The organism is Streptomyces sp. NPDC060232 (assembly GCF_042726555.1).
Taxonomy (GTDB): domain Bacteria; phylum Actinomycetota; class Actinomycetes; order Streptomycetales; family Streptomycetaceae; genus Streptomyces.
Genome location: NZ_JBHXAG010000006.1, coordinates 277,129 through 300,132, shown reverse-complemented (window position 1 = coordinate 300,132; position 23,004 = coordinate 277,129). Strand labels below are relative to the sequence as shown.

Genomic DNA, 23,004 nt, shown 5'->3' with positions numbered 1-23,004 from the left:
TAGCTCCGCTACGAGGACATGCGTCCCGCACGCCGAGGGCACGCACCGAACGCCGCTCCTTGCTCCACGGGGCAACTCGATACAGACCCTAGGCCGGGCCGGGCCGGATGGCCCGGTCGACCGGCCGGGGCGGGGGGCGTCAGCCGCCCGCGGCGGGCGCCGCGAGTCCCGCCGCGTTGCGGATGTCCCGGGGCGCCCGACCGTCCCACCGCCGCACCGCGCGCCGTAGCGCGCGCATGTCGCTGTACCCGACCCGGGCCGCGATCAGCTGGAGCGGCAGATCGGTGGTGCGCAGCAGCTCCATCGTCCGTTCCTGGCGCACGGCTTCGACCTCCTCGCGCCAGGTCGTGCCCAGTTCGCGCAGGCGCCGCTGCAGCGTGCGCGGGCTCATCGCGAGCCGCCCCGCCACGTACTCCAGGTTCACGGTGCCCTCCCGGAAGGCGCCGGCGAGCACCATCCGGAAGCTGTCCTGCCAGAGCATCACCGGCTGGGCGGCCGCCAGGGTCAGCCGGGCCTGGTGCGCCAGGAGGCGGTCCAGGCCCGGCTGTGCCTTGGGCAATGGCGCGCGTACGTCGTCGTCGTGGAAGGTGATCGAGTTGTACGGGGCCTCGAAGTCGATGCGGGTGGTGCCGAACAGCTCCGCCAGCCGGCGGTACTCGCGGGGCGCGCCGTGCGTGATGCGGACGCGCAGCGGGACCAGCGGCCGGCCGGTGGCGGCCCGCGCCCGGGTCAGGAACATGGCCAGCGCGAACCAGTCGATGGCCTCGACCACATCCGGCCCCCAACTGCCCGTCGCGTGCCGGATGGTGAAGGTGCGCCCGTCCTCCTCCACGAGGAGCTTCTCGTTGGCCGGGTCGGCGATGACGGCGTTGTACTCCACCACCTGCCTCAGGGACTCCCGAAGGCTGGGACCGCTGGTGACCAGGTAGTCCCACAGGCCGAAAGTGCCGATCGGAGCCTCGTCGGCAAGCAGCGCGCCGACCGCCGTCCCCGCCTCGGCGAGCGTCAGCTCCTCCCACACGGCGAGCGCCGACGGGGTCGAGACCCGGGCCAGGTCGTTGCCCAGCACCTCGGGGCCCAGGTCGTGGAAGCGGGCCAACCTGTCCATGCCCGCGCCGGTCCGGCGCAAGGCGTCGACGACGAACCGGGCGAGGTGCACGGAGATGGTTCCGCGGGCGTTGTGAGACTGCATAGGGCGGGTGACGCTACCAGCCGGTCGGACGAACGTCCCCGCCCGGCGGGCAGCTTGGCGCGCCGGGCACCCCCCGGCGGCGCGAAACACCGCCTTCCTGGCGGGAAACCGGTTCCCCCGATGGCGTCGGGGGTCCCCTCGCTGACGCGTGCAGGTCCTTATGGCCGCCCGCAGGACCTGCCTACGGTGGCGTCGGCCACGGCATGACCAACCGAGTCGAAGGATCCGACGTGACGTTCTCACCTGCCCACTGGCAGAGCCGCCTCGACGCGTTACGCGCCGCCCACCGCGTACCCGGCGCCACCCTCGCGGTGTTCGCCGACGGGCGGATCCACGAACTGGCGAGCGGCCTGCTGCACCGCGGAACAGGCGTGGAGGCCACCACCGACTCGGTGTTCCAGCTCGGCTCGATAGCCAAGATCTACACCGCCACGCTGGTCATGCAGCTCGTCGACGCCGGCCGACTGGACCTGGACGCGCCCGTCTGCGAGATCCTGCCGGAGTTCTCCCCGGCCGGCGCCCCCGGGGCGGTCAAGGCGATCACCGTGCGCCGGCTGCTCAGCCACACCAGCGGCCTCACCGGCGACTTCACCTACGACAGCGGGCGCGGGGACGACTGCCTGGCCGCATACGTGAGGGCCGCCCGCAACGTCGCGCTGGACTGCCCGCCCGGCACCGCCGTCTCCTACAGCAGCGTCGGCTACAACATCCTCGGCCGGATCGTCGAGGTCGTCACCGGACGCACCTGGGACCAGGCCCTGAAGGAGCGGATCGTCGCCCCCCTGGGTCTGACCCACACCATGACCCTGCCCGAGGAGGCGCTGGCCTTCCGTACGGCGATGGGCCACCTGCCGGGCGACGGCCCGCAGCCCGAACCGGCGCCGGCCTGGGACATGATGCCCCGTTCGGCAGGGCCGTACGGGCGGGTCCTGGCGAGCGCCGCCGATGTGCTGCGGCTGGCCAAGATGCACCTCGACGGCGGCGCCACCGCGGACGGCACCCAGGTCCTGGGCGCCCGCGCCGTCGCGGCCATGCAGCGGTGGGAGGTCGACGTCCCCGACCGGTGGACGGTGAGCGCGGACGGCTGGGGGCTGGGCTGGTCGCTGTACGACTGGAACGGCGTCCCGGGCTACGGTCACGACGGCGCCTCCATCGGCCAGTACGGCTACCTGCGTGTCGTGCCCGGCGCCGACGTCATCGTCGTCCTGCTCACCAACGGCGGCGGCGCCCGCCGCCTGTACACCGACCTGTTCCGCGAGCTCCTCGCCGACCTCGCCGAGGTCCGGACGCCCCCCTCGTTCGCGCCGCCCGCACACCCGCCGGCCGTCGACATGACCCCGCTCCTCGGCACCTACCAGCGCGAAGGCGTCGTCATCACGGTCAGCGCCGGCCCGGGCGGATCCCCGCACCTGCGCTATGAGTTCGCCGACGGCATGCGGGACTTCTCGCCGCCCCTGGAGCTGGACCTCACCCCGCTCAGCGCGACGGTCTTCGCCGCGGCCGGCGCCGGCCCCTCCTTCGGCGAGGAGTGGACACCGGTGGTCTTCGCCGCCCTCGTCGACGGCACCCCCTGCTGTTACATCGGCATGCGCTGCGCCCCCCGCACGTCCCCCCGCTGACCCGCACCAGCTCCCCGGGCCCCCGGAAGCGGCGGAATACGGGGGGAGCGGGGCGGAGGCAAAGCGCATGAGCAGGGGGTGCGGGAAACGGTCGGCAAGGAGTCAGAAACAGGCGGGCGCCGAGGTTCGCCGTCGGATCGATGCCAGGCTCCGCGGCCTTTGTGCCACAGCGCATCAGTCCAGTTCACGGAGGCGAGGTCGAGTCCCCCCGGGGCTGTCTTGCCGGCGGCGCGCCATGCGGCACGTGTGCGTCCTCGGCCAGGGCCGACTCGGCCTCGTTGACGAGGTCTTGCCTTCCCACGACCGTGGGCACCGCCTCCGGCGACGAGGCCGGACTCCTGCGAAGGCGGCGACGATGACCCGTTCGAACCCGATCCGTACGGCTGTTGCCGCGCTGGCGGCCGGCGCGCTGATGTCGACCGCCGCGTGCGGGCTCGGCGGCGCCGGCGATGCCAAGGAGGCCGAGAGAACGGGAAAGGTGGCCGGCGAGATCACCTTCCGCACCCTCCAGCTGAAGCCCGCCTTCACCGGTTACGTTCAGGCCGTCATCGACGCCTTCGAGGAGAAGTACCCCGAGGTGGAGGTCAACTGGGAGGACGTGCCGGGCGACGGGTACAACGAGAAGCTCGTCGCCGACGCGCAGGCCGGCGCCCTCCCGGACGTGGTCAACCTCTCCACCGACTCCTTCCAACTGCTCGGCGACCGGGGCCTGCTCGCCGACGTCGCCAAGCTCGGCGGGGACCCGGCCGGGGAGTACGTACCGGGCGCCTGGGAGCAGTTCAAGCTGCCCGGGAAGGGCGACAGCGTCTACGCCTACCCCTGGTACGTCACCCCGGAGATCCTCACCTACAACAGGGAGCTCTTCGAGAGGTCCGGCCTGGATCCGGCTGCGCCGCCCACCAGCGTGGAGCAGTTCTTCGACTACGCCGAACAGATCGCCGCCCGGTCCGGCGGCCAGTACTCCGCCTTCATGGCCGACCCCAAGGGCCGGTTGCCGGGCGACTGGCAGAAGATGGGCGTCCCCGTCCTCAGTCCCCAGAAGGACCGGTTCACCTTCGACACGGGCAAGGCCGTCGAATGGGTGGAGCGGATGAAGGACCTGTACGCCAAGGGCGCCATGCCCAAGGAGTCCCTCCTGAAGTCCGACGACATCAACCAGCTCTACGGCGGCGGCAAACTCGTCTTCGGCCCGGGCTCCCCGGGATTCGTCAAGGACATCAAGCGCAACGCCCCGCAGATCTACGCCACGACGCAGGTCGCGGGAGCCGTCACCGGACGGCTCGGCCACATCGGCATCTACGCCCAGTCGCTCGGCATCAGAAAGGACACCGAACACCCCGACGCCGCAGCCGAGTTCGCGCAATGGGTCACCAACGGCCCCAACCAGGTGGAGTTCTCCAGGAAGGCCACCATCTACCCCTCAAACGCCCGCGGCCTCGCCGACCCCTTCTTCTCCGACAGGGGCGACGGCAGGGACGCCGAGACGCTCGCCCGCGCGGTCGGCGCCGAGCAGCTGAAGACCGCCGCCCTCGACGCCAACACCCCCGTCCAGTGGACCAACCAGGTCGGGGACGCCGTCGTACGCGAGGTGCAGAAGGCCATCAAGGGCGAGCAGGACGCCCGGACGGCGGTGAAGAAGGCCGAGGAAGCGGCGAACCGGCTCCTCGCCGACGCGGCCCGCCCGTGACGGCCGGCGGCGGCGACACCGGACTGCCCCACCGCACCTGGTGGACCCCGTACCTCTTCCTCGCCCCCGGCCTGGTGATGGTGCTGCTGTTCAGCCTGTGGCCGTTCGTCAACACCGTCATCCTCTCCTTCACCGACGCCCGGATCCTGCGCGGCGGCGGCTTCGTCGGCCTCGACAACTACCGGCGCGCCTTCGCCGACCCCGACTTCTGGGTCGCCACCGGCAACAGCGTGCTGTACCTCCTGGTCGTCGTCCCCTGCCTGGTCCTCCTGCCGCTGGCCCTCGCCGTCCTCGTCCAGGCCGAGATCCCCGGCATCGGCTTCTTCCGCTCCGCCTTCTACACCCCGGTGATCGCCTCCGCCGTGGTCGTCGGGCTGATCTGGCAGTGGGTCCTGCGCAGCGACGGACTCGTCAACACCGTCTTCCGGCGGCTGCACCTGGTCTGCGAACCGGTCCCGTTCCTGACGGACAGCACGATGCTGCTGGTCTCCGCGATGATCGTGACCGTGTGGAAGGGCCTCGGCTACTACATGGTCTTCTACCTGGCCGCCCTCGGGAACGTCCCCGCATCCCTCCACGAGGCCGCCGCGATCGACGGCGCCGGTCCCGTCCGCCGCTTCTTCAGCATCACCGTCCCCCAGGTGAAGCCGATGATGCTGCTCGTCGGAACCCTCTCCGCCATCTCGGCGCTGCGCGTCTTCACCGAGATCTACATCCTCGGCGGGGAGAGCGGCGGGCCCGGCGGCGGAGCCCGCACGCTGCCGTTCCTCATCCGCCAGGTGGGCCTCGGCTTCTCCGGCGAGACCGGCTACGCCTGCGCCATATCCATCCTGCTGTTCCTTCTCACACTGGTCTTCAGCCTGCTGGGCCGCCGCCTGACGAAGGGGGACGAGGCATGACCGCGCTCTCCCCACCTCCCGGCCGCCTGCGCCGCCGGCTCGGCCCGGCCGCCCGGTACGCCGCGCTGCTGCTCATGCTCGTGGTCATGCTGGGCCCGATCGTCTGGCAGTTCCTGACCTCGATCCGCGGCCGCACCGAGAACGTGTACGACGGAGTGCTGCCCACGCAGCCCACCCTCGACAACTACGTCCGCGTCGCCGAGTCCTTCCCGCTGCTGCAGTACGTCGGCAACACCCTCGTCGTCGCGGTCCTCGCGATCACCTCGAACCTGCTCTTCGCCGCGATGGGCGGCTACGCCCTCTCCCGCGCCGCGTGGAAGGGCCGCGAGGTCGTCTTCACCGTCCTCGTCGCCACCCTGATGTTCCCCTTCGAGTCCGTGATGATCTCGATGTTCCTCACGGTCCGTGAGATGGGCCTGGTCGACACCCTCATCGGGGTCTGGCTGCCCGGCGCGGTCTCCGTCCTCAACATCATGATCATGCGTGCGGCGTTCCTCGCCGTGCCCAAGGAGGTGGAGGAGGCCGCCGTCCTGGACGGGGCGGGCGAGTGGACCCGCTTCACCCGGGTCTTCGTCCCCTCCGCGAAGGGCGCCCTGGCCGTCGTCTGCATCACCAGCTTCATGGGCGCCTGGGACGACTTCCTCTGGCCGCTGCTGGTCCTCACCGACAGCGACCACTACACCCTCCAGCTCGGCCTGAAGACCCTGGCCGGCGCCACCACCGTCAACGACCAGCGGCTCATCGCCGCAGGCGCGATGGCCGCGCTCCTGCCGATGATGCTCCTCTTCTTCGCCCTCCAGCGTTTCTTCTTCAAGGGCGTGGGCGAGGGAGCCGTCAAGCTGTGAGCCGGACCGTCCGACCGACTCGTACCGACCGACCCGCAGGCCCTCCGTACCGACCGACCACCACCTCCGGGAGCAGGAGCAGCTGTCATGCATGACGACCGCAGCATCACCGAGCACCGCCTCCGCCGGGTACTCCACGAGCGCATCAAGCCCGCCGTCCACTCCAGCCCGCTCCCGCTGACCGTCGAGCGCTGGGACGCCCCGGGCGAGCCCGTCCCCGTCGCCGAGGGCCTGGCGGCGCCCTACGAGCCCTGCGCGCCCGGCGACGCGTGGGGTCCTGCCTGGGGCACCACCTGGTTCAAGGTCACCGGAACCGTCCCCGCCGGGTGGGCGGGCCGGACCGTGGAGGCCGTCCTCGACCTCGGCTTCGACCGGATGATGCCCGGCTTCCAGTGCGAGGGCCTGGTCCACCGCGCCGACGGCGGCGAGATCAAGGCGCTCAACCCGTACAACGACTGGGTGCGCGTGGCCGACCGCGCCGAGGGCGGCGAGCGGATCGAATGGTACGTCGAGGCCGCCGCCAACCCGGTCCTCGCCGACCACCGCGCCACCTACGAGGGCGACCTGCTCACCAGTGGCGACCAGCCCCTCTACCGCCTCGCCCGGATGGACCTCACCCTCTTCGAGACCGAGGTCTGGGAGCTGGTCCAGGACCTCGACGTGCTCTACGAGCTGATGACGCAGCTCGACACCGGCGACGCCCGCCGGTACGGGATCCTGCGCGCCCTCGGCGCCGCCCTGGACGCGGTCGACCTCACCGACGTGCCCGGCACTGCCACCGCAGCCCGCGCACACCTCGCCGGCGTCCTCGCCGCCCCCGCCCACGCCTCCGCGCACCGCATCAGCGCGGTCGGCCACGCCCACATCGACTCCGCATGGCTGTGGCCGCTGCGCGAGACGGTGCGCAAGGTCGCGCGCACCACCGCCAACATGGTCAACCTCATGGACGAACATCCCGAGTTCGTCTTCGCGATGTCGCAGGCGCAGCAGCTCGACTGGATCAAGACCCACCGGCCCGAGCTCTTCGAACGGGTCAAGAAGAAGGTCGCGGACGGACAGTTCGTGCCGGTCGGCGGCATGTGGGTGGAGTCCGACACCAACATGGTCGGCGGCGAGGCGATGGCCCGCCAGTTCCTCTACGGCAAGAAGTTCTTCCTCGACGAGTTCGGCATCGACACCCACAACGTCTGGCTGCCCGACTCCTTCGGCTACACCGCCGCCATGCCGCAGATCGTCAGGCTCTCCGGCTCCCGGTGGTTCCTGACGCAGAAGATCTGCTGGTCCCAGGTGAACAAGTTCCCCCACCACACCTTCTGGTGGGAGGGCATCGACGGCAGCCGGGTCTTCACGCACTTCCCGCCCGTCGACACCTACAACTCCGACCTCGGCGGCGCCCAGATGGCGCATGCCGCCCGCAACTACCGGGAGAAGGGACGCGGTTCACGCTCCCTGACCCCCTTCGGCTGGGGCGACGGCGGCGGCGGGCCCACCCGCGAGCACCTCGCCCGCGCCCGGCGCCAGCGCGACCTCGAAGGCTCCCCGCGCATCGAGATCGAGCGGCCCGACGCCTTCTTCGAGAAGGCGCGCGCCGAGTACGAGGACGCGCCCGTCTGGGCCGGCGAGCTCTACCTGGAGCTGCACCGCGGCACCTACACCTCCCAGGCCAAGACCAAACAGGGCAACCGGCGCAGCGAATCCCTCCTGCGCGAGGCCGAGTTGTGGGCGGCGACCGCCGCCGTCCGGGTGGCGGGGTACGCCTACCCGTACGAGGACCTGGAGCGGATCTGGAAGACGGTGCTGCTCCACCAGTTCCACGACATCCTGCCGGGGTCCTCCATCGCCTGGGTGCACCGCGAGGCCCGCGAGACGTACGCGAAGGTGGGCGAGGAGCTGCGGGGCATCACCCTCGCCGCACAGCAGGCGCTGGCGGGGGAGGGCGTCGAGGAACTGGTCTTCAACTGCGCCCCGCACACCCGCCGCGGCATCCCGGCGGGCGGGGCGGGCCGCCCGGTACAGCCGCCGGAGCCGGTCACCGTGGAGGAGCGGCACGGCGGCGGACACGTGCTGGCCAACGGCCGGCTGCTGGTGGAGGTCGACGGCCGCGGCCTGATCGTCTCCGTCTACGACCTTCAGGCGCGCCGCGAGGCGGTCGCCCCGGGGACCGCCGCGAACCTGCTGCAGATCCACCCCGACTTCCCCAACATGTGGGACGCCTGGGACGTCGAGGAGTTCTACCGCAACAACGTCACCGACCTCGACGGGCTGGACGGCCTGGAGGTCGCCGAGAGCGGTCCGCGGTCGGCGACCGTACGGGTGACCCGCTCCTTCGGCCGGTCCACGGCCGTCCAGCAGGTCACCCTGCGGGCCGGGGCCAAGACGGTCGACATCGTCACCGACATCGACTGGCACGAGACGGAGAAGTTCCTCAAGGCCGCCTTCCCGCTGGACGTGAAAGCCGAACGGACCGCGTCCGAGACGCAGTTCGGGCACGTGTACCGGGCCACCCACACCAACACCTCCTGGGAGGCGGCCAAGTTCGAGATCTGCGCCCACCGCTGGATCCACGCCGAGGAGCCCGGCTGGGGGGTGGCCCTGCTCAACGACTCCACGTACGGGCACGACGTGACCCGCGACGTACGGGCCGACGGCGGCCAGACCACCACCGTACGGCTCTCCCTGCTGCGGGCCCCGCGCTACCCGGACCCGGAGACCGACCAGGGCGCCCACACCCTGCGGTTCTCGCTCGCGCCCGGCGCGGGCATCGGGGACGCGGTCCGCGAGGGCCACGCGCTGAACCTGCCCGAGCGCACCGTGCACGGCGCCGGCCCGGTCGCCCCGCTGCTGGCGGTGGACGAGGACGCGGTGGTGGTCGAGGCGGTCAAACTCGCCGAGGATCGCGGCGGCGACGTGATCGTCCGCCTCTACGAGTCCCTCGGTGGCCGCGCCACGGCCACCCTCACGGCGGGCTTCCCGATCGCAGGGGCGGTCGAGAGCGACCTGCTGGAACGGCCCCTGGCGGGCACGGCCGTCGCGCCCCCGGCGGCGGACGGTGCGATCACCCTGACCTTGCGCCCCTTCCAGATCGTCACACTCCGCCTGCGCCGCTCCTGACCGCACCGGACCGGGCCCCGCTCTCCGGGCCGGGGCCCGGTCCGCCGGGTGCGGGGACGGGGTGAACTCCGCCACAGGGGGGCCGCCGGGGGCCGGGAACTGCGGGGAGAGGTGCCCGCGCGGTTATGCACCTAGTTGCAAAACCTGCCCCGCCTCGCTAGAACAGGTTCATCACCCCCGCGCGAGGAGGCACACCCCAATGAGTCCGCAGAGTTCCCAGAGCCGGTACCCGCACCTGCTGAGCCCCCTGGACCTCGGCTTCACCACCCTGCCGAACCGCGTGATCATGGGGTCGATGCACACCGGCCTCGAAGAGCACGAGGGCGGCTTCGAGCGCCTCGCCGCCTTCTACGCCGAGCGCGCCCGCGGCGGCGCCGGCCTCATCGTCACCGGCGGCATCGCCCCCAACGACGCCGGACGCCCCTTCGAGGGAGGCTCCCGCCTCACCACCGAGGACGAGGCCGCCGAGCACCGGGTGATCACCGACGCCGTGCACGCCGAGGGCGGGAAGATCGCGATGCAGATCCTCCACTTCGGCCGTTACGCCTACCACAAGGACCTGGTCGCTCCCAGCGCCCTCCAGGCCCCCATCAGCCCCTTCGTACCGAACGAGCTCACCGACACAGAGGTCGAGCGCACCGTCGAGGACTTCGTCCGCGCCGCCCGCCTCGCCAAGCTCGCCGGCTACGACGGCGTCGAGATCATGGGCTCCGAGGGCTACCTGGTCAACGAGTTCATCGCCGCCGCGACCAACAAGCGCACCGACCGGTGGGGCGGCGCCTACGAGAACCGCGTCCGCTTCCCGCTGGAGATCGTCCGCCGCACCCGCGCCGCCGTCGGCGAGGACTTCATCCTCGTCTACCGCCTCTCCATGCTCGACCTGATCCCCGGCGGCTCCACCCTCGACGAGGTCGTCCACCTCGCCAAGGAGATCGAGGCGGCCGGCGCCACCATCATCAACACCGGCATCGGCTGGCACGAGGCCCGCATCCCCACCATCGCCACCTCCGTCCCGCGCGGCGCCTACACCTGGGTCACCAAGCGGCTGATGGGCGCGGTCTCCGTCCCCCTCGTCACCAGCAACCGCATCAACACCCCGGAGATCGCCGAGGAGCTGCTCGCCGACGGCCGCGCCGACCTCGTCTCCCTCGCCCGCCCCTTCCTCGCCGACGCCGACTTCGTCGCCAAGGCCGCGGCCGGCCGCCCCGAGACCATCAACACCTGCATCGGCTGCAACCAGGCCTGCCTCGACCACACCTTCAGCGGCAAGATCACCAGCTGCCTGGTCAACCCGCGCGCCTGCCACGAGACCGAGCTCGTGCTCTCGCCCACCAAGCTGAAGAAGCGCGTCGTCGTCGTCGGCGCCGGCCCGGCCGGCCTCGCCTGCGCGGTCTCCGCCGCCGAACGCGGCCACGCCGTCACCCTCTTCGAGGCCTCCGGCCACATCGGCGGCCAGCTCGACATCGCCCGCCGCATCCCGGGCAAGGAGGAGTTCGAGGAGACCATCCGCTACTTCGGCACCCAGCTCGCCGCCCACGACATCGACGTCCGCCTGGACACCCGCGCCGACGTCGAGACCCTCCAGGGCTACGACGAGGTCGTCGTCGCCACCGGCGTCACCCCCCGCACCCCCGACATCGAGGGCGTCGACCACGCCAACGTGGTCAGTTACCTCGACGTGCTGCGCGACGGCGCCCCCGTCGGCGAGCGCGTCGCCGTCGTCGGCGCCGGCGGCATCGGCTTCGACGTCGCCGAGTACCTCACCGACAGCGGCGAGGGCGCCTCCCAGGACCCGGACGTCTACTTCCGCCACTGGGGCGTGGACACCGCCTACACCGGGCCGGGCGGGCTCACCGCCCCCGAGCGGCCGGCGCCGCCCCGCCAGGTCCACCTGCTCCAGCGCAAGGCCACCAAGGTCGGCGCCGGCCTCGGCACCACCACCGGCTGGATCCACCGCGCGGAGCTCAAGCACCGCGGGGTCGTCTCCGTCGCCGGGGCCGCCTACGACCGCATCGACGACGAGGGCCTGCACATCACCGTCGGCGACGAGCAGCGCCTCGTACCCGCCGACACCGTCGTCCTGTGCACCGGGCAGGAGCCGCGCCGCGACCTGTACGAGGCCCTGCGCGCGGCCGGCGTCGACGCCCACCTGATCGGCGGCGCCGACGTGGCGGCCGAGCTCGACGCCAAGCGGGCCATCCGCCAGGGCACGGAACTGGCGGCGAAGCTCTGACCGAAAGGGGATTGTGGCGGTCCGGGCGGGCCGCCACAATCTCCCGGTGACGTTCTCTCCCGCAGACGCAGACAAGATCCTCGCCGACCACTTCGCCCCCTGGGTGCTCGCCCTCGGACTGACCGTCCAGGAGACCGGCGAGCGGCACGCCGTCCTGCGGCTGCCCTGGTCCGCGGAGCTCGCCCGCGACGGCGGCGGCCTCTCCGGGCAGGCCATGATGGCCGCCGCCGACACCGCCACCGTCATCGCGATCTCCGGTGCGCGCGGCGGCTACGGCCCGATGACCACCGTCCAGCAGTCGACGAGCTTCCAGCGTCCGGTGGTCGACGCCGACGTGCTGATCCACGTACGGGTGACCAAGCTCGGCAGGCGCATGGCCTTCGCCGACATCACCCTGACCCCCGAGGGCGCCGGCGAACCGGCGGCCACGGCCTCCACGGTCTACGCCCTGCTCGGCTGACCGCCGCCGCACGCGTCGGGGGCCGGTCTGCCCGACGGTGACGCGCGGAGTTCCGCGTCACCGGCTTCGCCCCGCCGTACCTGATCCGGACGGCAGGGACGCCCCCGGCCTCGGCCGCCGATCAAGGCGGCCGCGGAGGCGTCCCGCGCCCTCACGGACCGAACTCCCGGCCCCGGTCAGAACCGCCCGGGAGCCCCCGGGAAGGGCACCGGCCGCGGCTGGCCGGACCCGCGCTTCCCGCCGGCGGCCGCCGGCGGGTTCTGGCAGGTCACGTCCTGGGCGGGCAGCCGGCCCGTGGTCAGGTACGCGTCGATGGGGGCGTTGGCGCAGGAGGCGGCGTCGAAGAGGTACACGCCGTGGCCCTCACCGCCGCCCGCCAGCACCATCCGCGAGCCCTTGAGCGCCCGGTGCAGGCCCTGGCCGCTGGTCAGCGGGGTCTGCGAGTCCCACTCGTTCTGCACCGTCAGCACGTTCGCCTTCTTGCGCATCGGCGTCGCCGACTCCACCGGCCGGTCCCAGAAGGCGCACGGCTTGATGTTGGACGCGAAGTCCCCGTACAGCGGGTACTTCACCTTGTCCTTCGCCGCGTCGCGCTCGTACTGCTCCGTGTAGCGCGGCCAGCCGCCGGTGTCCCCGCAGACCACGGCCCAGAAGACGGCCGTGCCGTTGTCCGAGGCGGGCTCCTCGGCCGTCCGGCCGAGCAGCTGCAGCTTCAGCCCCGGCACGTCCGTGCCCGCCCCCTGCGGCCTGCCCTCGGCTGCCGCCTTCAGGGCCGCGACCAGCGGCGTGGCCTGCGCCGGGTAGAAGAACACCCCGCGCGCGGACCGGATCATGTCTCCGGTGACCTTCAAGCCCTCGAAGTCGATGGGCTCGCGGTCCGCGCGCTCCACCAGCCCCCAGAACGTGTCGGAGACCGCCTTGGGGTCGTCGCCCAGCCCGAACTCGCCCGACCGCTCCGCCGCCCACCGCGTCCACCGTGCGAAGGCGGGCTCGGCCTCGGTGGCCCACACCTGGATCATCCCGCGCCAGATCCGCTGCGGGTCCACACCGCTGTCGAGCACGAAGCGGTCGGTGCGCTCCGGGTACATCTGCGAGTACACCGCGCCGAGGTAGGTCCCGTACGAGTAGCCCAGGTAGGAGATCTTCCCCTCGCCCAGCACCGCGCGGATGGTGTCCATGTCGCGCGCCGTGTTGCGGGTGGTGATGTACGGCAGTACCGCGCCGGACTTCTCACGGCACTTGTCGGCGACGGTGCGCGCCCACGCCACGTCCGCGGAGAAGGTCTCCGCACGGTAGGGGCGGTCGAAGTGCTGCTCGGCGTCCTGCAGCCCGCAGCTGATGGGGCTGCTGGCACCGACCCCGCGCGGGTCGAAGCCGATCAGGTCGTAGCCCTCCCGCACCTGCTGGGGCATCAACCCGTCCATCAGCAGCGGCAGATCGAGCCCCGAACCGCCGGGGCCGCCCGGGTTCAGCAGCAGGACGCCGTGCCGCTTGGCGGGGTTCTCGCTCTTCATCCGGGATATCGCGATGTCGATCGTGCGGCCCTCGGGGCGCCTGTAGTCGAGCGGGACCTTGATCGTGGCGCACTCGTAGGAGGCCGGCTGGTCGGGGCTGCACCGCTGCCATGCGGGCTTCTGCCGGAGGTGTTCGGCCGCGGGGGCCGCGGCTGCCTGCGTCGAGGCCAGCAGGGGGACGGTGGTGGCGACGAGTCCGGCGGTGGCGAGCAGCGGTGCGAGGCGTTTCAGGCGCACGAAGTCGATCCTTTCGAAAGGAAATCGCTTACGCCTCAACCTTGTTGTACATGAGGAGCCGGCCGAATCATCCCGAAGGGTCGAACCGTGTGCTCCTCACGAATGAGCTGATATCAGGACACTGGCCGACGCGCCGTCGCCGGGCCGGGCGCCCACTCAACCGCCTGCGGCGGGCGTCGGCTGGTGGCCGGTGTGCTCGGGGGAGGCCGCGCCGGCGGCGGGAGTCGCGCCTGCGGAAGGTGCGGCCTGTCCGGTAGGTGTCGCGGCGCCGGAGGGTGCGGTGTGCCCGGGGCCCGCGTGCTCGGAGGAGGGGCCGCTGCCGTGCTCGGCTCCGGTCTCGACGGAGCCGCCGAGGCGTTCCCGCAGCGTGTTCAGGGCCTCCGCCGACTGGGTGGTGACGACCCATCGGTCGCCCACGAGGTAGACCCCGCCGTACGCCCGGGCCTCGTCCAGCCAGGCGCGCAGCCCCTGCTGGGCGGCGAACGTGGCCATGCGGTAGGCGCCCTGCGCGGTCTGGCAGCCGCCCTGTCGCAACTCGTCTGCCTCCACACCCACTTCGGCGGTGCAGCCGATGGCCGTGGCGATCTCCTCGATCGAGGTGCCCGGGGCGGCCGGCGCGGCGGGGGTGGCTGGGGCAGCCTGGGTGTCCGCCTTCGCCGAGCCGGCGGGCGAGGTGGTGTCGCCCGCGCACCCTGCGCACAGCAGCACGGCGGCGCACGCGGCGGCGGCCGCGAGCGACGGGCGGATCCGGTGGGCAGGGCGGGCGGTGGACGGCATGGAGACCTCGCGGGCTGATCGGGAAAAGGGGTCGTGGTGCCCGGGAGGGGAGGGGCCCGGGCACCACGCGTCTTTCGGGGTGTCGTGCTGTTTCAGTGGAGGGGGAAGCCCATGGGGGCGGGCTTTTCGGGCCTCAGCCGGTGGTCGTCACCTTCTTGCCCTTGTCGGAGACCGCGAACCAGAGACCCTGCTTGCCCTGTCCGTTGATTTCACCGGGCTCCTTGTCGCCGGTGAACGTGTACATCGGCCAGCAGTCGATCGTCAGCTGTTCGGTGCCGTCAGGCCGCTTGAACGTGCCCACCAATTCGGCGGGAATTCCCTTCACCAGTTCCTTGTCGACGGCCGAGGCGGGCTTCCAGGTATTGAGGCAGGCGCCGAGGCAGTTGGTCTTCATCGGCCAGGCGCTGTCCTTGTCGAACCGGTAGAGCGTGCGGCCCTCCGCGTCGGAGAGGATGGGGCCGAGCTTGGTGTTCCGGTTGACGCCGATCGGGTCGGCCTTCGCCTGCTCCTGCCCGCCTGCCTGGCCCGCGTCGCCGGAGCCCGCACCCGTACCCGCACCGCCACCCGCGCTCGGGTCGGCGCCGGAGCCCGCACCGCCGCCGGCCTTGGCCGGCTTGCCGTCCGGGGCCAGGACGTGCCAGGTGCCACCGACGCCCTCACCGAGGGTGTCGCCCGCCTTGGTGTCCTTCGCGTAGCGGTACACCGGCCAGCCGGCCAGCGTCAACTGCTTGGTCCCATCAGCCCGTTCGACCGATCCGAGCAGGGCCTTGTCGATGCCCTCGCCGGCCGAGGCGTCGTCCGCGGAGACCGCCGGCCAGGCCGTCGCGCAGTCGCCCTCGCAGTTGGACTTCGGGGGCTTGGGCGTGTCCTTGTCGAACCGGTAGAGCGTGAAGCCCGCGCTGTCGGTGACCGTCGACCCCAGCTCCGCGGAGGCCCTCACCTTCAGCTCTCCGGCCGGGCCGGCCTTGACGCTGTCGGCCGCGGGGACTGCGCCCGAGCCGCCTCCGTATCCGTCGTAGCCGGACCCCGCCTGTTTGCTGTCGCCCACCGGCTGGACCGAATCCCCCTTTCCCGCGGAGTTGTCGCCGCTACCGCATGCGGCGGTCAGCATCAATACCGCGACGGCCGACCCGGCGAATACTCCACGACGCATTTTCTTCACGATCTCTCCTTCGAGTCAGGATTCGCGTTCCCGTGCCTTGGGTAATTTCTACGGGGCCGGTGGCGGAGAATGCCGATCTCCTTGGGAATTTGTCAGATCGCGCCAACATTGAACCGGGGGGAGTTGGTTCAGTCCTGTATGCGCAGCGCCAGCGCCGGGCAGCGGCGCACCGCGCGCTGCGCCTTCTGCCGCAGCTGTGCGGGCACGGGCATCGAAGCCTGGGACGGATACCCGTCCGCGTCGAGCCGTACGACGTCCGGGAGGATGTCCACGCACAGCCCGTGGCCCCTGCACAGGGTCCAGTCCACCACCAGCCGCTCTTCCGGGGTCTCCTCCTTCGGCAGGGGCAGCGCCCCCACGACCCGCCGGCCGCAGCCGCTGCCGAGGGCGTGGTCGCGGAACTCGTCCGGGAACGCCGCGAGCGCCGAGGCCACGAAGGCCGCGGTCCCGTCCGGATGGCTGCACGCGCCGCGGCGCCGTACCACCTTCATCCGGGCTTCGATGGTTTCCAGCGCGGTTCTGCCCCCACCCCTGACCGCGTCCTCCAGTACGTCGGCCAGTGCGGGCAGCCCCCGGAAGCAGGGGCCGCACTGGCCGGCCGTCTCGTCCGCCATCCACCGGGCCACCTTCGCCACCTCGCCGGCCGGGCACGTGTCCTCCGGCAGGGGCAGCACCGCCCCCGCCCCCAGCACCGCGTCGAAGGCCGCGAGGGACCCGCGGGAGAGATCGGCGATGCGGGCGGACCCCGGATCCAGCCATTTGCCGTGGTAGCCGCCCACCAGGACACCCTGGCCGGGATCCAGGCCGCACAGTTCCAGCACGTACGCCAGCGAGGTGCCCAGGGGTGCCTCGACGACGGTGGTACCGGCGATGGTCAGCATGACGGTGCCGGGCTCGGACGGCAGGCCGACCGACCGGTAGTCCAGCGCACCGAGCCGTGCCGCGACGGCGAGCTGGGCGTAGGTCTCGGTGTTCGAGAACAGGGTGGGCACGCCGCCCAGACCCCGCTCGCTCGTGCGGATCTTCTGTCCCGAAGGCAGCGTCGGCCCTCCGTTCAGGCCGTTGACCATGGAGGTGCTCTCCCCGGTCACGAAGCGTTCGGGCAGCGCCTGCACCCGCACCTGGCGGCCGGCGGGCCCGCGTTCGGCGACGGCCGCGCGCAGCGACTGCTCCACGTCGGGCCGGGTGACACCCACCACGACGTCGTCGGCGCCGATCGCGGCGGCGGCCAGCAGGGCTCCGTCGAGCACCAGGTGCGGGACGTGCAGCAGCAGCGCCTTGTCCTTGAGGCAGCTGGGCTCGCCCTCACTGGCGTTGACGACGACCGCGGTCCCCGTGTCGCGGCCCCCGGCCGCGCTCATGACGGCGCGCAGCTTCCGGGCGAAGGGGAACCCGGCCCCGCCACGCCCCCGCAGGTCGATGTTCTCTGCGAGGTCGACGAGCTCGTCGGGCCGGTAGCGCGGCATCGAGCCGTGCGTGGTCAGATGTGCCACGCGGTCCAGCCGAGGGGCCTGGTCGAGGCCGGCCAGCAGTCTGGGAGCGCCGACGCAGCCGAGGCTGGGGCGCGTGAAGCCGCTCACAGCCGCCACTCGCGGGTGGCGAACTGGTCCCCGTCCACGCCGGTGACGCCGCCCATGCCCCGGCCGGCGTCCATGTAGGCGCCGGCCGGGTCGGCCGCGTACACGGCCGTGAGAGCGGGACTGTCGTCGGGCGGCGGTGCGGTCGGCCCGGTGAACTTCTCCCGGGAGCCCGACGCCCGGGCGCGGGATTCGCGCCGCGGCCGGGGGACGGCGGCCACGACGGGCTGCTGCGGAACGCCGACCGGTCCGGGGGTACCTGACGGCTCCTCAGCCATCCTGGCCTTGAGCCGGAAGGCGAGGACGGCGGCGACACCGAGCAGGCACAGCCCGTACGACACCGTGACATAGAGGTCGGCGGCGCGTCCCGCCTTCAACCCGTGGACCAGTGAGGCGCCCCACGCGGGGTAGGCGGCGAAGTGCAGGGCACGCCACCACAGGGACCGGCCCTTGGTGGCGAACACGCTGCGCACCGCGCCGGAGACCGCGACGGCGACGAAGAGGTATCCGGCGAGGCTGCCGAGCCCGATCAGCACGGGCTGTTCGATGTCGGTGAACGGCACTGCCGCGGCGGACGCGCTCGTCCGCTGTTCCGCGACCTTGACCCAGATGTGAAGGGCCAGGAAGCCGAGGCCGGACACGGCGAGACCGCGGTGCACACCTTGGGCCAGCAGCCGGTGACCCGACTTCAGCAGCAGCCGGTCGGTGGAGACCACTCCCCACAGGACCGTCGAGGTGAGCGAGACGAGCGCGAGCACGCCCGCCCCGAAGTCGAGGAAGTCCCAGAACTGGGAGAAGGCGCCCGCGCGGGCGGCCACGGTGACGGAGACGATGGCCGCGCCGACGGCGCAGATCGCGCCCGGACTCATCCGTCCGGGCGTGGGCAGGAGTGAGGGCCGCCGAACGGCCCTCCGTCCGGCGGCCGGAGCCGATGCCGCGTGTCGGCTCTTACGGCGGGCCCTGTGTGGGCGAGGCATGTGCGGCTGGGGCAAGGGCATCCAGGTCTCCTGTGCGCCTGGGCTCCGAGCGATCACCTGGCGCTCGGGACCCGGGGGTCGTTGTCGTCTCTGCCCGGCCGCGCTGTGAAACTCCGCGCCGGCCGAGGGAACTTGGGGCCGGAGTGCAGCAGCATCGTGGAGCTGCACATCAGCTCCACAGGATTTATCGAAACGTGATAATTTCTCGCAGCGCCTCTCCGGCGCATCGAACAACACCGGAAGATTCCCCTCCAGCGGAGGTTGCGACAGGCCACCGCGCCGCCCGCCGCCTACGCGTCCCGGAGAGCAAAATCAAAGCAAAGTCCCGGGATCGTGGGTGGTCGGACCTCTCCAGGAGGGAGTACGAGGGCCGCAACTCTCGTGTCAGACAGAGAAGTTGACGCGAGACGCAACCTCGGCGGGTCTGCCGCTCTTCCCCGGGCAGGCTTCACCCCGGCACGAACGAGGAAAACGATGTGCGAACTTCTGAACCGCATCTGGTCCCGCCCCCGAGGCGAGTGGACGCGCGTCCTGCGCAGGGAACTTCCCGCACTGGCCGCCGAGATAGTGGAGGAGCTTCTGCATGGAATTCCGGAATTTTCCGCACTTGTCGATGACAACGATGCCATTGATGCAGAGTTGCTCCGGCAGCGGGTGGAAGAGGCACTCCTCACCACTCTCGGCTATACGGAGCGATCCCGGGAACAAACGGACGAGTACGAGGATCTGGCGGAAGATCAGGTCGAAACCGAGCCCGCGACCGGGCTCAAGACGGTGGGCCGCAGCGCGGCCGGCAGCAGGGAGGCGGCGTATGAGTACGAGATAACGCATGAGGGCCGGCGGGACGACATCCGTGAGGAGGTCCGCCCCGGGGCCCGCGACGGTGTCCGCGAGACGGCCCAGGAGCGCCTTCGTGTGAACAACCGTGAAGGAACGGAGGAGGCCGTTGAAGGCAACAGGCCGGGCGAAGGGGCCCGCCAGGAGCTGTTCAGGACCCTCACCGACGACCGTGTCGCGTCCGACAGCTCCCTCACCGAGCTCGCCGAGGCGGCCGGATGGCCCCTCCCGCTGGCCGTACGGGCCATTGTGCCGGCCACGCCCGGCGAGGCGCAGCAGCTCGCGGGCGTCATGGACGACGCCCTCGTGGGGATGTTCGCGGGCCGGCCGTGCCTGCTCGTCCCTAGCCCTGACCCGGAGGTGCGCGTACCACTGGAGCACCTTCTGCGCGGCCGGTTCGCGGCCGTGGGCCACGCCGTCCCGCTCCGGGACACGGCCTCGTCCCTGCGCTGGGCCCTGCGTCTGGCGGCGCTGACGCCCAGTCGTCCGGGCCTGGAGGCCAGGCCCGTCTTCGTCGACGACCACCTCTCCACCCTGCTCCTGCTGCAGGACGAACCCCTCGCCCACGCTCTCGCCGCCCGCTGGCTGCGGCCCCTTGCGGACCTGACCCCGCGCCAGAGCGAGCGGCTGGAGGTGACCCTGCTGGCCTGGCTCGAAGGCGGCGGGGCCCCCGAGGCCGCCAAGGCGCTCAGTGTGCACCCGCAGACCGTGCGGTACCGCATGCGCCAGCTGGAGAAGCTCTTCGGAACCGGCCTGCGTGATCCGCGGACCCGGTTCGAGCTGGAGATGGCCCTTCGCAGCCGCCGCCTGATGGCGCAGGTGCGGCGCCAGCACTCACGCGTGACCCGCAGGACGGCGCGCGTGATCCAGGCGGACTTCACCCCGCTCGTCGTCGGCCGCATGGCCCGCGTCAACGGCCTCTGACACACGAAAGCGCCCGGCCCGGCCCCGTGACGACGGGGCCGGGCCGGGCGCATTCGTGCGCCCGTGCGCACCGCACACCCCACCGAGCACGGCCCGCTGTCCGTCGCCGACCAGGTGCAGGCCGGGCGGGCGGGCCGGGGCCGGCCGGGCGTACGTGCCCCCGGTCCCGCCCTCCGTAACGGGGCCGTGGGCCGTGAACACAAAGGACACTTCATGCAGCTGAGGAGTCAAGGTGTCCGGCAGGGACACCGGTCTGAAGGCGTCAGACCATTCGTGATCACAGGGATGTGCCGGGCGTGAAGGCATAGGTCCGAAGCGGATCCAGGTGCAGCTCGTGCGGGCCCACGCAGTCCGCGGCAAGAGTGGCCACGCCCGCCCCGCACCTGCACGTCATGTTGGGGCCGCCGGTACCGAGCGGTCCGCAGCAACCGCGGTGCACACCCAAAGAGCCGGCCGGCTGCAGGCTCGGCGCGTCCTCCGGGTGCACGACCGCGGAGTTTCGGGGGCCCGGCCGACACCATGCCGGTCATGCCGGGCGGCATGAGAAGAGCCCGGCTGCCGAGTGCGGGCACCGCCCTGGGTGCCCGGGGCCACGAAGGGCGCGCCCCAGGGTTCGGGATCGATGGCGTAGCTGCCTCGCGGGACGGGCGAAGACGCGAGCCGTGTCCTGCCGTGCCGGTCCCTGTCACGCACGGAGACGAAAAGGAGGTGTTGGTCCGAAGCAGGCTTCGGACCAACACCTATCCCGGGGCGGGCGCGGGGTGAGGAAGGGGGGAGCACCGGCCCCGGGAGCAGAGGGGACAGATCCCCGCCGCGGGCGTCAGCGGCAGCGGCGCCCGTCGTTGATGCAGCTGACGGCCTTGTTCATCAGGCCGTCCGACATCACGTTGATGAAGTCGCCGTGGTCGGTCACGGGCTTGTGGAGCTGCTCGGGGAAGCTGTCCACGGCGATGCGGGCGCCCGGCGCCACCCCGTAGACGATGCGCTGCACCAGCTGCGGAATGGCGGTGAAGCCGTTCTTGCAGCGGCCGTTGCGGTCGGGGAAGGCCACGTGGGTGCGGTGGTTGGCGCTGTCGGCGTTACGCCCGTCCCAGCAGCTCTGGAAGGTGAAGGTGCGCACCACGTCACTGCCCTTGGGGCAGATCGGGTACTTGTCCTTCAGCTGGCGGTTCTCGAAGCCGGTGCAGCTCCAGGAGGCGTTGGCGTTGGCGTTGCCGTTGGAGAAGGCCTTGGCGTCGCCCGTGATGATGCGCATGAAGCGGGGCATGGCCGTGACCTTGCCGACGGGGCTTCCCTTGAATTCGATCGTCACCTGCTTGGGCTTCAGGATCGTGCCGACGTTGCCGTCCTGGCCGCCGCCGGGCGCCTTCGCGTCCCGCTCGGCCTTGCCGTCGCGCAGTCGCAGCACGGGCCAGTAGTAGCTGGACTGGTCGCCGTTGTTGCACGTCGTGCCTGCCCTGGCGAGGCTGTCGTTGGTGGAGAAGGCGTCGGTGGACACGTTGCCCACGTAGTCGTGCATGTGGTGCGCACCGTTGGAGACGCCGGGTGCGACGATGACGTTGTCGGGGTTGAAGTGGCCGTTGTCGTTGCGGCCGCACTGGACGCTGAAGGAGCCGTTCGAGGCGCCGCCCTGGGCCCTGGGCTTGTTGACGTTCGGGCGGACCTTGGTGATGTTCACGAAGTCGCTCTTCGCCGGGCCGCTCTTGCTGCCGGCCGCGGCGGACTTGGCGTCGGCCCCGGCCTTCACCGCTGCCGCGCCGGCTCCGCCGTCCTCCTCGGCGGGGGCCTTCTTCATCTCACAAGAGCTCAACTGGGCTATTTCCGCAGGCGGTTGGGCCACCCGGCCGATCGCGTCCTGTACGCCCTTGATGGTCTTGTCCCGCTGACCCTTGAGGTCTCCTAGGAGGGCGTCGCCCTGTGCTTCGCCGGCGGCGAGCCGCCGGTAGGCTTCCGCCACCTGGTCGTCCAGCTTCGCCAGGTTCGCGTCGACCTCGGCCTTGGCCTGTTCGGGTACGGAGGTGAGCTTGTCCCCGACGTCCGGACAGTCGATGGTGGTCATCAACTGTGCCTTGCGGTTGTCGTCCTGGCCCGCGGACGCGTTGCCGGCGACGACGGCGACGCCGCCGCCGCCCAGCACGAGCGCGGAGACCACTCCCACGAGCTTGGTCGTCAACCGGGGGCGCTTGTGGCCCTTTTGCCTCATGCGATCACTTCACTTCGTCGGTGGGACATTGTCGGAGAGCCCGTCGAAGTCGACCAGCCCGGTGTCCTCTAGGACCGTGATGTGGTCCAGCACCGTGGCGTTGGCGGACGTGGCGAGGGCTCGCACCATGGAGTTGCGGGTCTGTGCCCGGATCCCGGCCAGCAGGCTGAAGACCTTTCCGTGCGCTCGGCGCAACAGCTGGGTGAACACCCGTTCGTACTCTTCACCCTTGGCGCGGTCCATCTGGGCCAGCCAGTCCTGCTGCTGAGCGGTGGGCTGGTTGGGCAGGTCGATGCCGAGGGCCTGGCCGACCTGGATGGACTGCCGGTCCAGTTCGGCGTGGCCGTCGACGAGGTGCTCCCCGGCCGTGCGGATCGCGGGGCGTTTCCCGCGTTGCTGGGCCTGCCGCCCGGCGGGCCCCTCCCACAGCCCGGCGAGGCGGACCTTGCGGACGAAGTCGCGGTCCGCAGCCGTCAGCGGCCCGTATGCCGTGCTCACCGTGCCGAGGCCGTCGTCGTCGCCGGCCGCCGGGGCGGTGGTAGCGGCTGTGGCCCGGCTGCCGAACTTGTCCACGGGGACCAGTAGGGCGATGAGGGTGAGCGCGAGCGCAGTGATGACGACACCGCTCGCGATCGAGTACCGGGTGGCCATCGACCAGCCTCGGCCGTTTCTCCGCCGCGATGACAGCAATGTGCCTCCTTGCTCCGTGGGGCCGGGAAGGTGGCGGGGCAGGGAGGTTCCGCAAGCGTC

At 71.6% G+C, this 23,004-nt stretch carries 16 protein-coding genes; 8 read left to right on the top strand and 8 right to left on the bottom strand.

Annotated features, from left to right (window positions below; translation table 11 throughout):
* Nucleotides 1-139: 139 nt before the first annotated feature.
* Nucleotides 140-1,192: an AraC family transcriptional regulator ligand-binding domain-containing protein gene (locus ACFWFZ_RS12515; protein WP_387120632.1), complete on the bottom strand. Its 1,053-nt coding sequence runs from the start codon at nt 1,190-1,192 to the stop codon at nt 140-142.
* Nucleotides 1,193-1,395: 203 nt separating this feature from the next.
* Here ACFWFZ_RS12515 and ACFWFZ_RS12510 point away from each other — a divergent pair, with 203 nt between their 5' ends.
* From ACFWFZ_RS12510 to ACFWFZ_RS12480, 7 genes are all read left to right on the top strand, one after another.
* Nucleotides 1,396-2,811 (top strand): serine hydrolase domain-containing protein, encoded by a 1,416-nt coding sequence (locus tag ACFWFZ_RS12510; protein WP_387120629.1) that lies wholly within the window; start codon nt 1,396-1,398, stop codon nt 2,809-2,811.
* A gap of 355 nt (nt 2,812-3,166) precedes the next feature.
* Nucleotides 3,167-4,498, top strand: a complete 1,332-nt coding sequence (locus tag ACFWFZ_RS12505; protein WP_387120627.1) for an ABC transporter substrate-binding protein — start codon at nt 3,167-3,169, stop codon at nt 4,496-4,498.
* A gap of 23 nt (nt 4,499-4,521) precedes the next feature.
* Entirely contained in the window at nt 4,522-5,397 is an 876-nt protein-coding gene (locus ACFWFZ_RS12500; RefSeq protein ID WP_387120687.1) for a carbohydrate ABC transporter permease, read from the top strand.
* Nucleotides 5,394-6,242: a carbohydrate ABC transporter permease gene (locus ACFWFZ_RS12495; protein ID WP_387120624.1), complete on the top strand. Its 849-nt coding sequence runs from the start codon at nt 5,394-5,396 to the stop codon at nt 6,240-6,242. The genes ACFWFZ_RS12500 and ACFWFZ_RS12495 overlap by 4 nt, the downstream gene beginning before the upstream one ends.
* An 87-nt stretch (nt 6,243-6,329) precedes the next feature.
* On the top strand, nt 6,330-9,353 hold the full coding sequence (locus ACFWFZ_RS12490; protein ID WP_387120621.1) for an alpha-mannosidase: 3,024 nt from the start codon (nt 6,330-6,332) through the stop codon (nt 9,351-9,353).
* Between the two features lie 199 nt (nt 9,354-9,552).
* Entirely contained in the window at nt 9,553-11,586 is a 2,034-nt protein-coding gene (locus ACFWFZ_RS12485) for an FAD-dependent oxidoreductase (RefSeq protein ID WP_387120618.1), read from the top strand.
* A 46-nt stretch (nt 11,587-11,632) separates the two neighbouring features.
* Nucleotides 11,633-12,046: a PaaI family thioesterase gene (locus ACFWFZ_RS12480; RefSeq protein WP_387120615.1), complete on the top strand. Its 414-nt coding sequence runs from the start codon at nt 11,633-11,635 to the stop codon at nt 12,044-12,046.
* Nucleotides 12,047-12,222: 176 nt separating this feature from the next.
* On the opposite strand, the gene ACFWFZ_RS12475 is transcribed toward ACFWFZ_RS12480, so the two are convergent.
* The 5 genes from ACFWFZ_RS12475 to ACFWFZ_RS12455 all read right to left on the bottom strand — a co-directional run bounded on the left by ACFWFZ_RS12475 (nt 12,223) and on the right by ACFWFZ_RS12455 (nt 18,182).
* Nucleotides 12,223-13,797 carry an alpha/beta fold hydrolase gene (locus tag ACFWFZ_RS12475; RefSeq protein ID WP_387120612.1) on the bottom strand — a complete coding sequence of 525 codons (1,575 nt, stop codon included), beginning with the start codon at nt 13,795-13,797 and terminating at the stop codon, nt 12,223-12,225.
* 156 nt (nt 13,798-13,953) lie between these two features.
* On the bottom strand, nt 13,954-14,574 hold the full coding sequence (locus ACFWFZ_RS12470; protein WP_387120609.1) for a hypothetical protein: 621 nt from the start codon (nt 14,572-14,574) through the stop codon (nt 13,954-13,956).
* Between the two features lie 133 nt (nt 14,575-14,707).
* A complete protein-coding gene (locus ACFWFZ_RS12465; RefSeq protein WP_387120684.1) occupies nt 14,708-15,727 on the bottom strand; it encodes an SCO0930 family lipoprotein in 1,020 nt (339 codons plus the stop codon).
* A 137-nt stretch (nt 15,728-15,864) separates the two neighbouring features.
* Nucleotides 15,865-17,316, bottom strand: a complete 1,452-nt coding sequence (locus tag ACFWFZ_RS12460) for an NADH-ubiquinone oxidoreductase-F iron-sulfur binding region domain-containing protein (protein ID WP_387120606.1) — start codon at nt 17,314-17,316, stop codon at nt 15,865-15,867.
* Complete coding sequence (locus ACFWFZ_RS12455; protein WP_387120603.1) at nt 17,313-18,182, bottom strand: hypothetical protein; 870 nt, start codon at nt 18,180-18,182, stop codon at nt 17,313-17,315. The genes ACFWFZ_RS12460 and ACFWFZ_RS12455 overlap by 4 nt, the downstream gene beginning before the upstream one ends.
* A gap of 582 nt (nt 18,183-18,764) precedes the next feature.
* Between ACFWFZ_RS12455 and ACFWFZ_RS12450 the strand changes: the two genes are divergently transcribed.
* Complete coding sequence (locus ACFWFZ_RS12450) at nt 18,765-20,051, top strand: PucR family transcriptional regulator (RefSeq protein ID WP_387120601.1); 1,287 nt, start codon at nt 18,765-18,767, stop codon at nt 20,049-20,051.
* An 820-nt stretch (nt 20,052-20,871) separates the two neighbouring features.
* On the opposite strand, the gene ACFWFZ_RS12445 is transcribed toward ACFWFZ_RS12450, so the two are convergent.
* Together ACFWFZ_RS12445 and ACFWFZ_RS12440 are read right to left on the bottom strand one after the other, a co-directional pair.
* Complete coding sequence (locus ACFWFZ_RS12445) at nt 20,872-22,254, bottom strand: DUF1996 domain-containing protein (protein WP_387120598.1); 1,383 nt, start codon at nt 22,252-22,254, stop codon at nt 20,872-20,874.
* 9 nt (nt 22,255-22,263) lie between these two features.
* Entirely contained in the window at nt 22,264-22,905 is a 642-nt protein-coding gene (locus ACFWFZ_RS12440) for a DUF4142 domain-containing protein (protein WP_387120596.1), read from the bottom strand.
* Nucleotides 22,906-23,004: the final 99 nt, after the last annotated feature.

Coding starts and splice junctions, on each gene's coding strand:
- ACFWFZ_RS12515 (WP_387120632.1), bottom strand. CDS start 1,192: ATGCAGTCTCACAACGCCCGCGGAACCATCTCCGTGCACCTCGCCCGG.
- ACFWFZ_RS12510 (WP_387120629.1), top strand. CDS start 1,396: ATGACCAACCGAGTCGAAGGATCCGACGTGACGTTCTCACCTGCCCAC.
- ACFWFZ_RS12505 (WP_387120627.1), top strand. CDS start 3,167: ATGACCCGTTCGAACCCGATCCGTACGGCTGTTGCCGCGCTGGCGGCC.
- ACFWFZ_RS12495 (WP_387120624.1), top strand. CDS start 5,394: ATGACCGCGCTCTCCCCACCTCCCGGCCGCCTGCGCCGCCGGCTCGGC.
- ACFWFZ_RS12490 (WP_387120621.1), top strand. CDS start 6,330: ATGCATGACGACCGCAGCATCACCGAGCACCGCCTCCGCCGGGTACTC.
- ACFWFZ_RS12485 (WP_387120618.1), top strand. CDS start 9,553: ATGAGTCCGCAGAGTTCCCAGAGCCGGTACCCGCACCTGCTGAGCCCC.
- ACFWFZ_RS12470 (WP_387120609.1), bottom strand. CDS start 14,574: ATGCCGTCCACCGCCCGCCCTGCCCACCGGATCCGCCCGTCGCTCGCG.
- ACFWFZ_RS12465 (WP_387120684.1), bottom strand. CDS start 15,727: ATGCGTCGTGGAGTATTCGCCGGGTCGGCCGTCGCGGTATTGATGCTG.
- ACFWFZ_RS12455 (WP_387120603.1), bottom strand. CDS start 18,182: ATGAGTCCGGGCGCGATCTGCGCCGTCGGCGCGGCCATCGTCTCCGTC.
- ACFWFZ_RS12450 (WP_387120601.1), top strand. CDS start 18,765: ATGTGCGAACTTCTGAACCGCATCTGGTCCCGCCCCCGAGGCGAGTGG.
- ACFWFZ_RS12445 (WP_387120598.1), bottom strand. CDS start 22,254: ATGAGGCAAAAGGGCCACAAGCGCCCCCGGTTGACGACCAAGCTCGTG.
- ACFWFZ_RS12440 (WP_387120596.1), bottom strand. CDS start 22,905: ATGGCCACCCGGTACTCGATCGCGAGCGGTGTCGTCATCACTGCGCTC.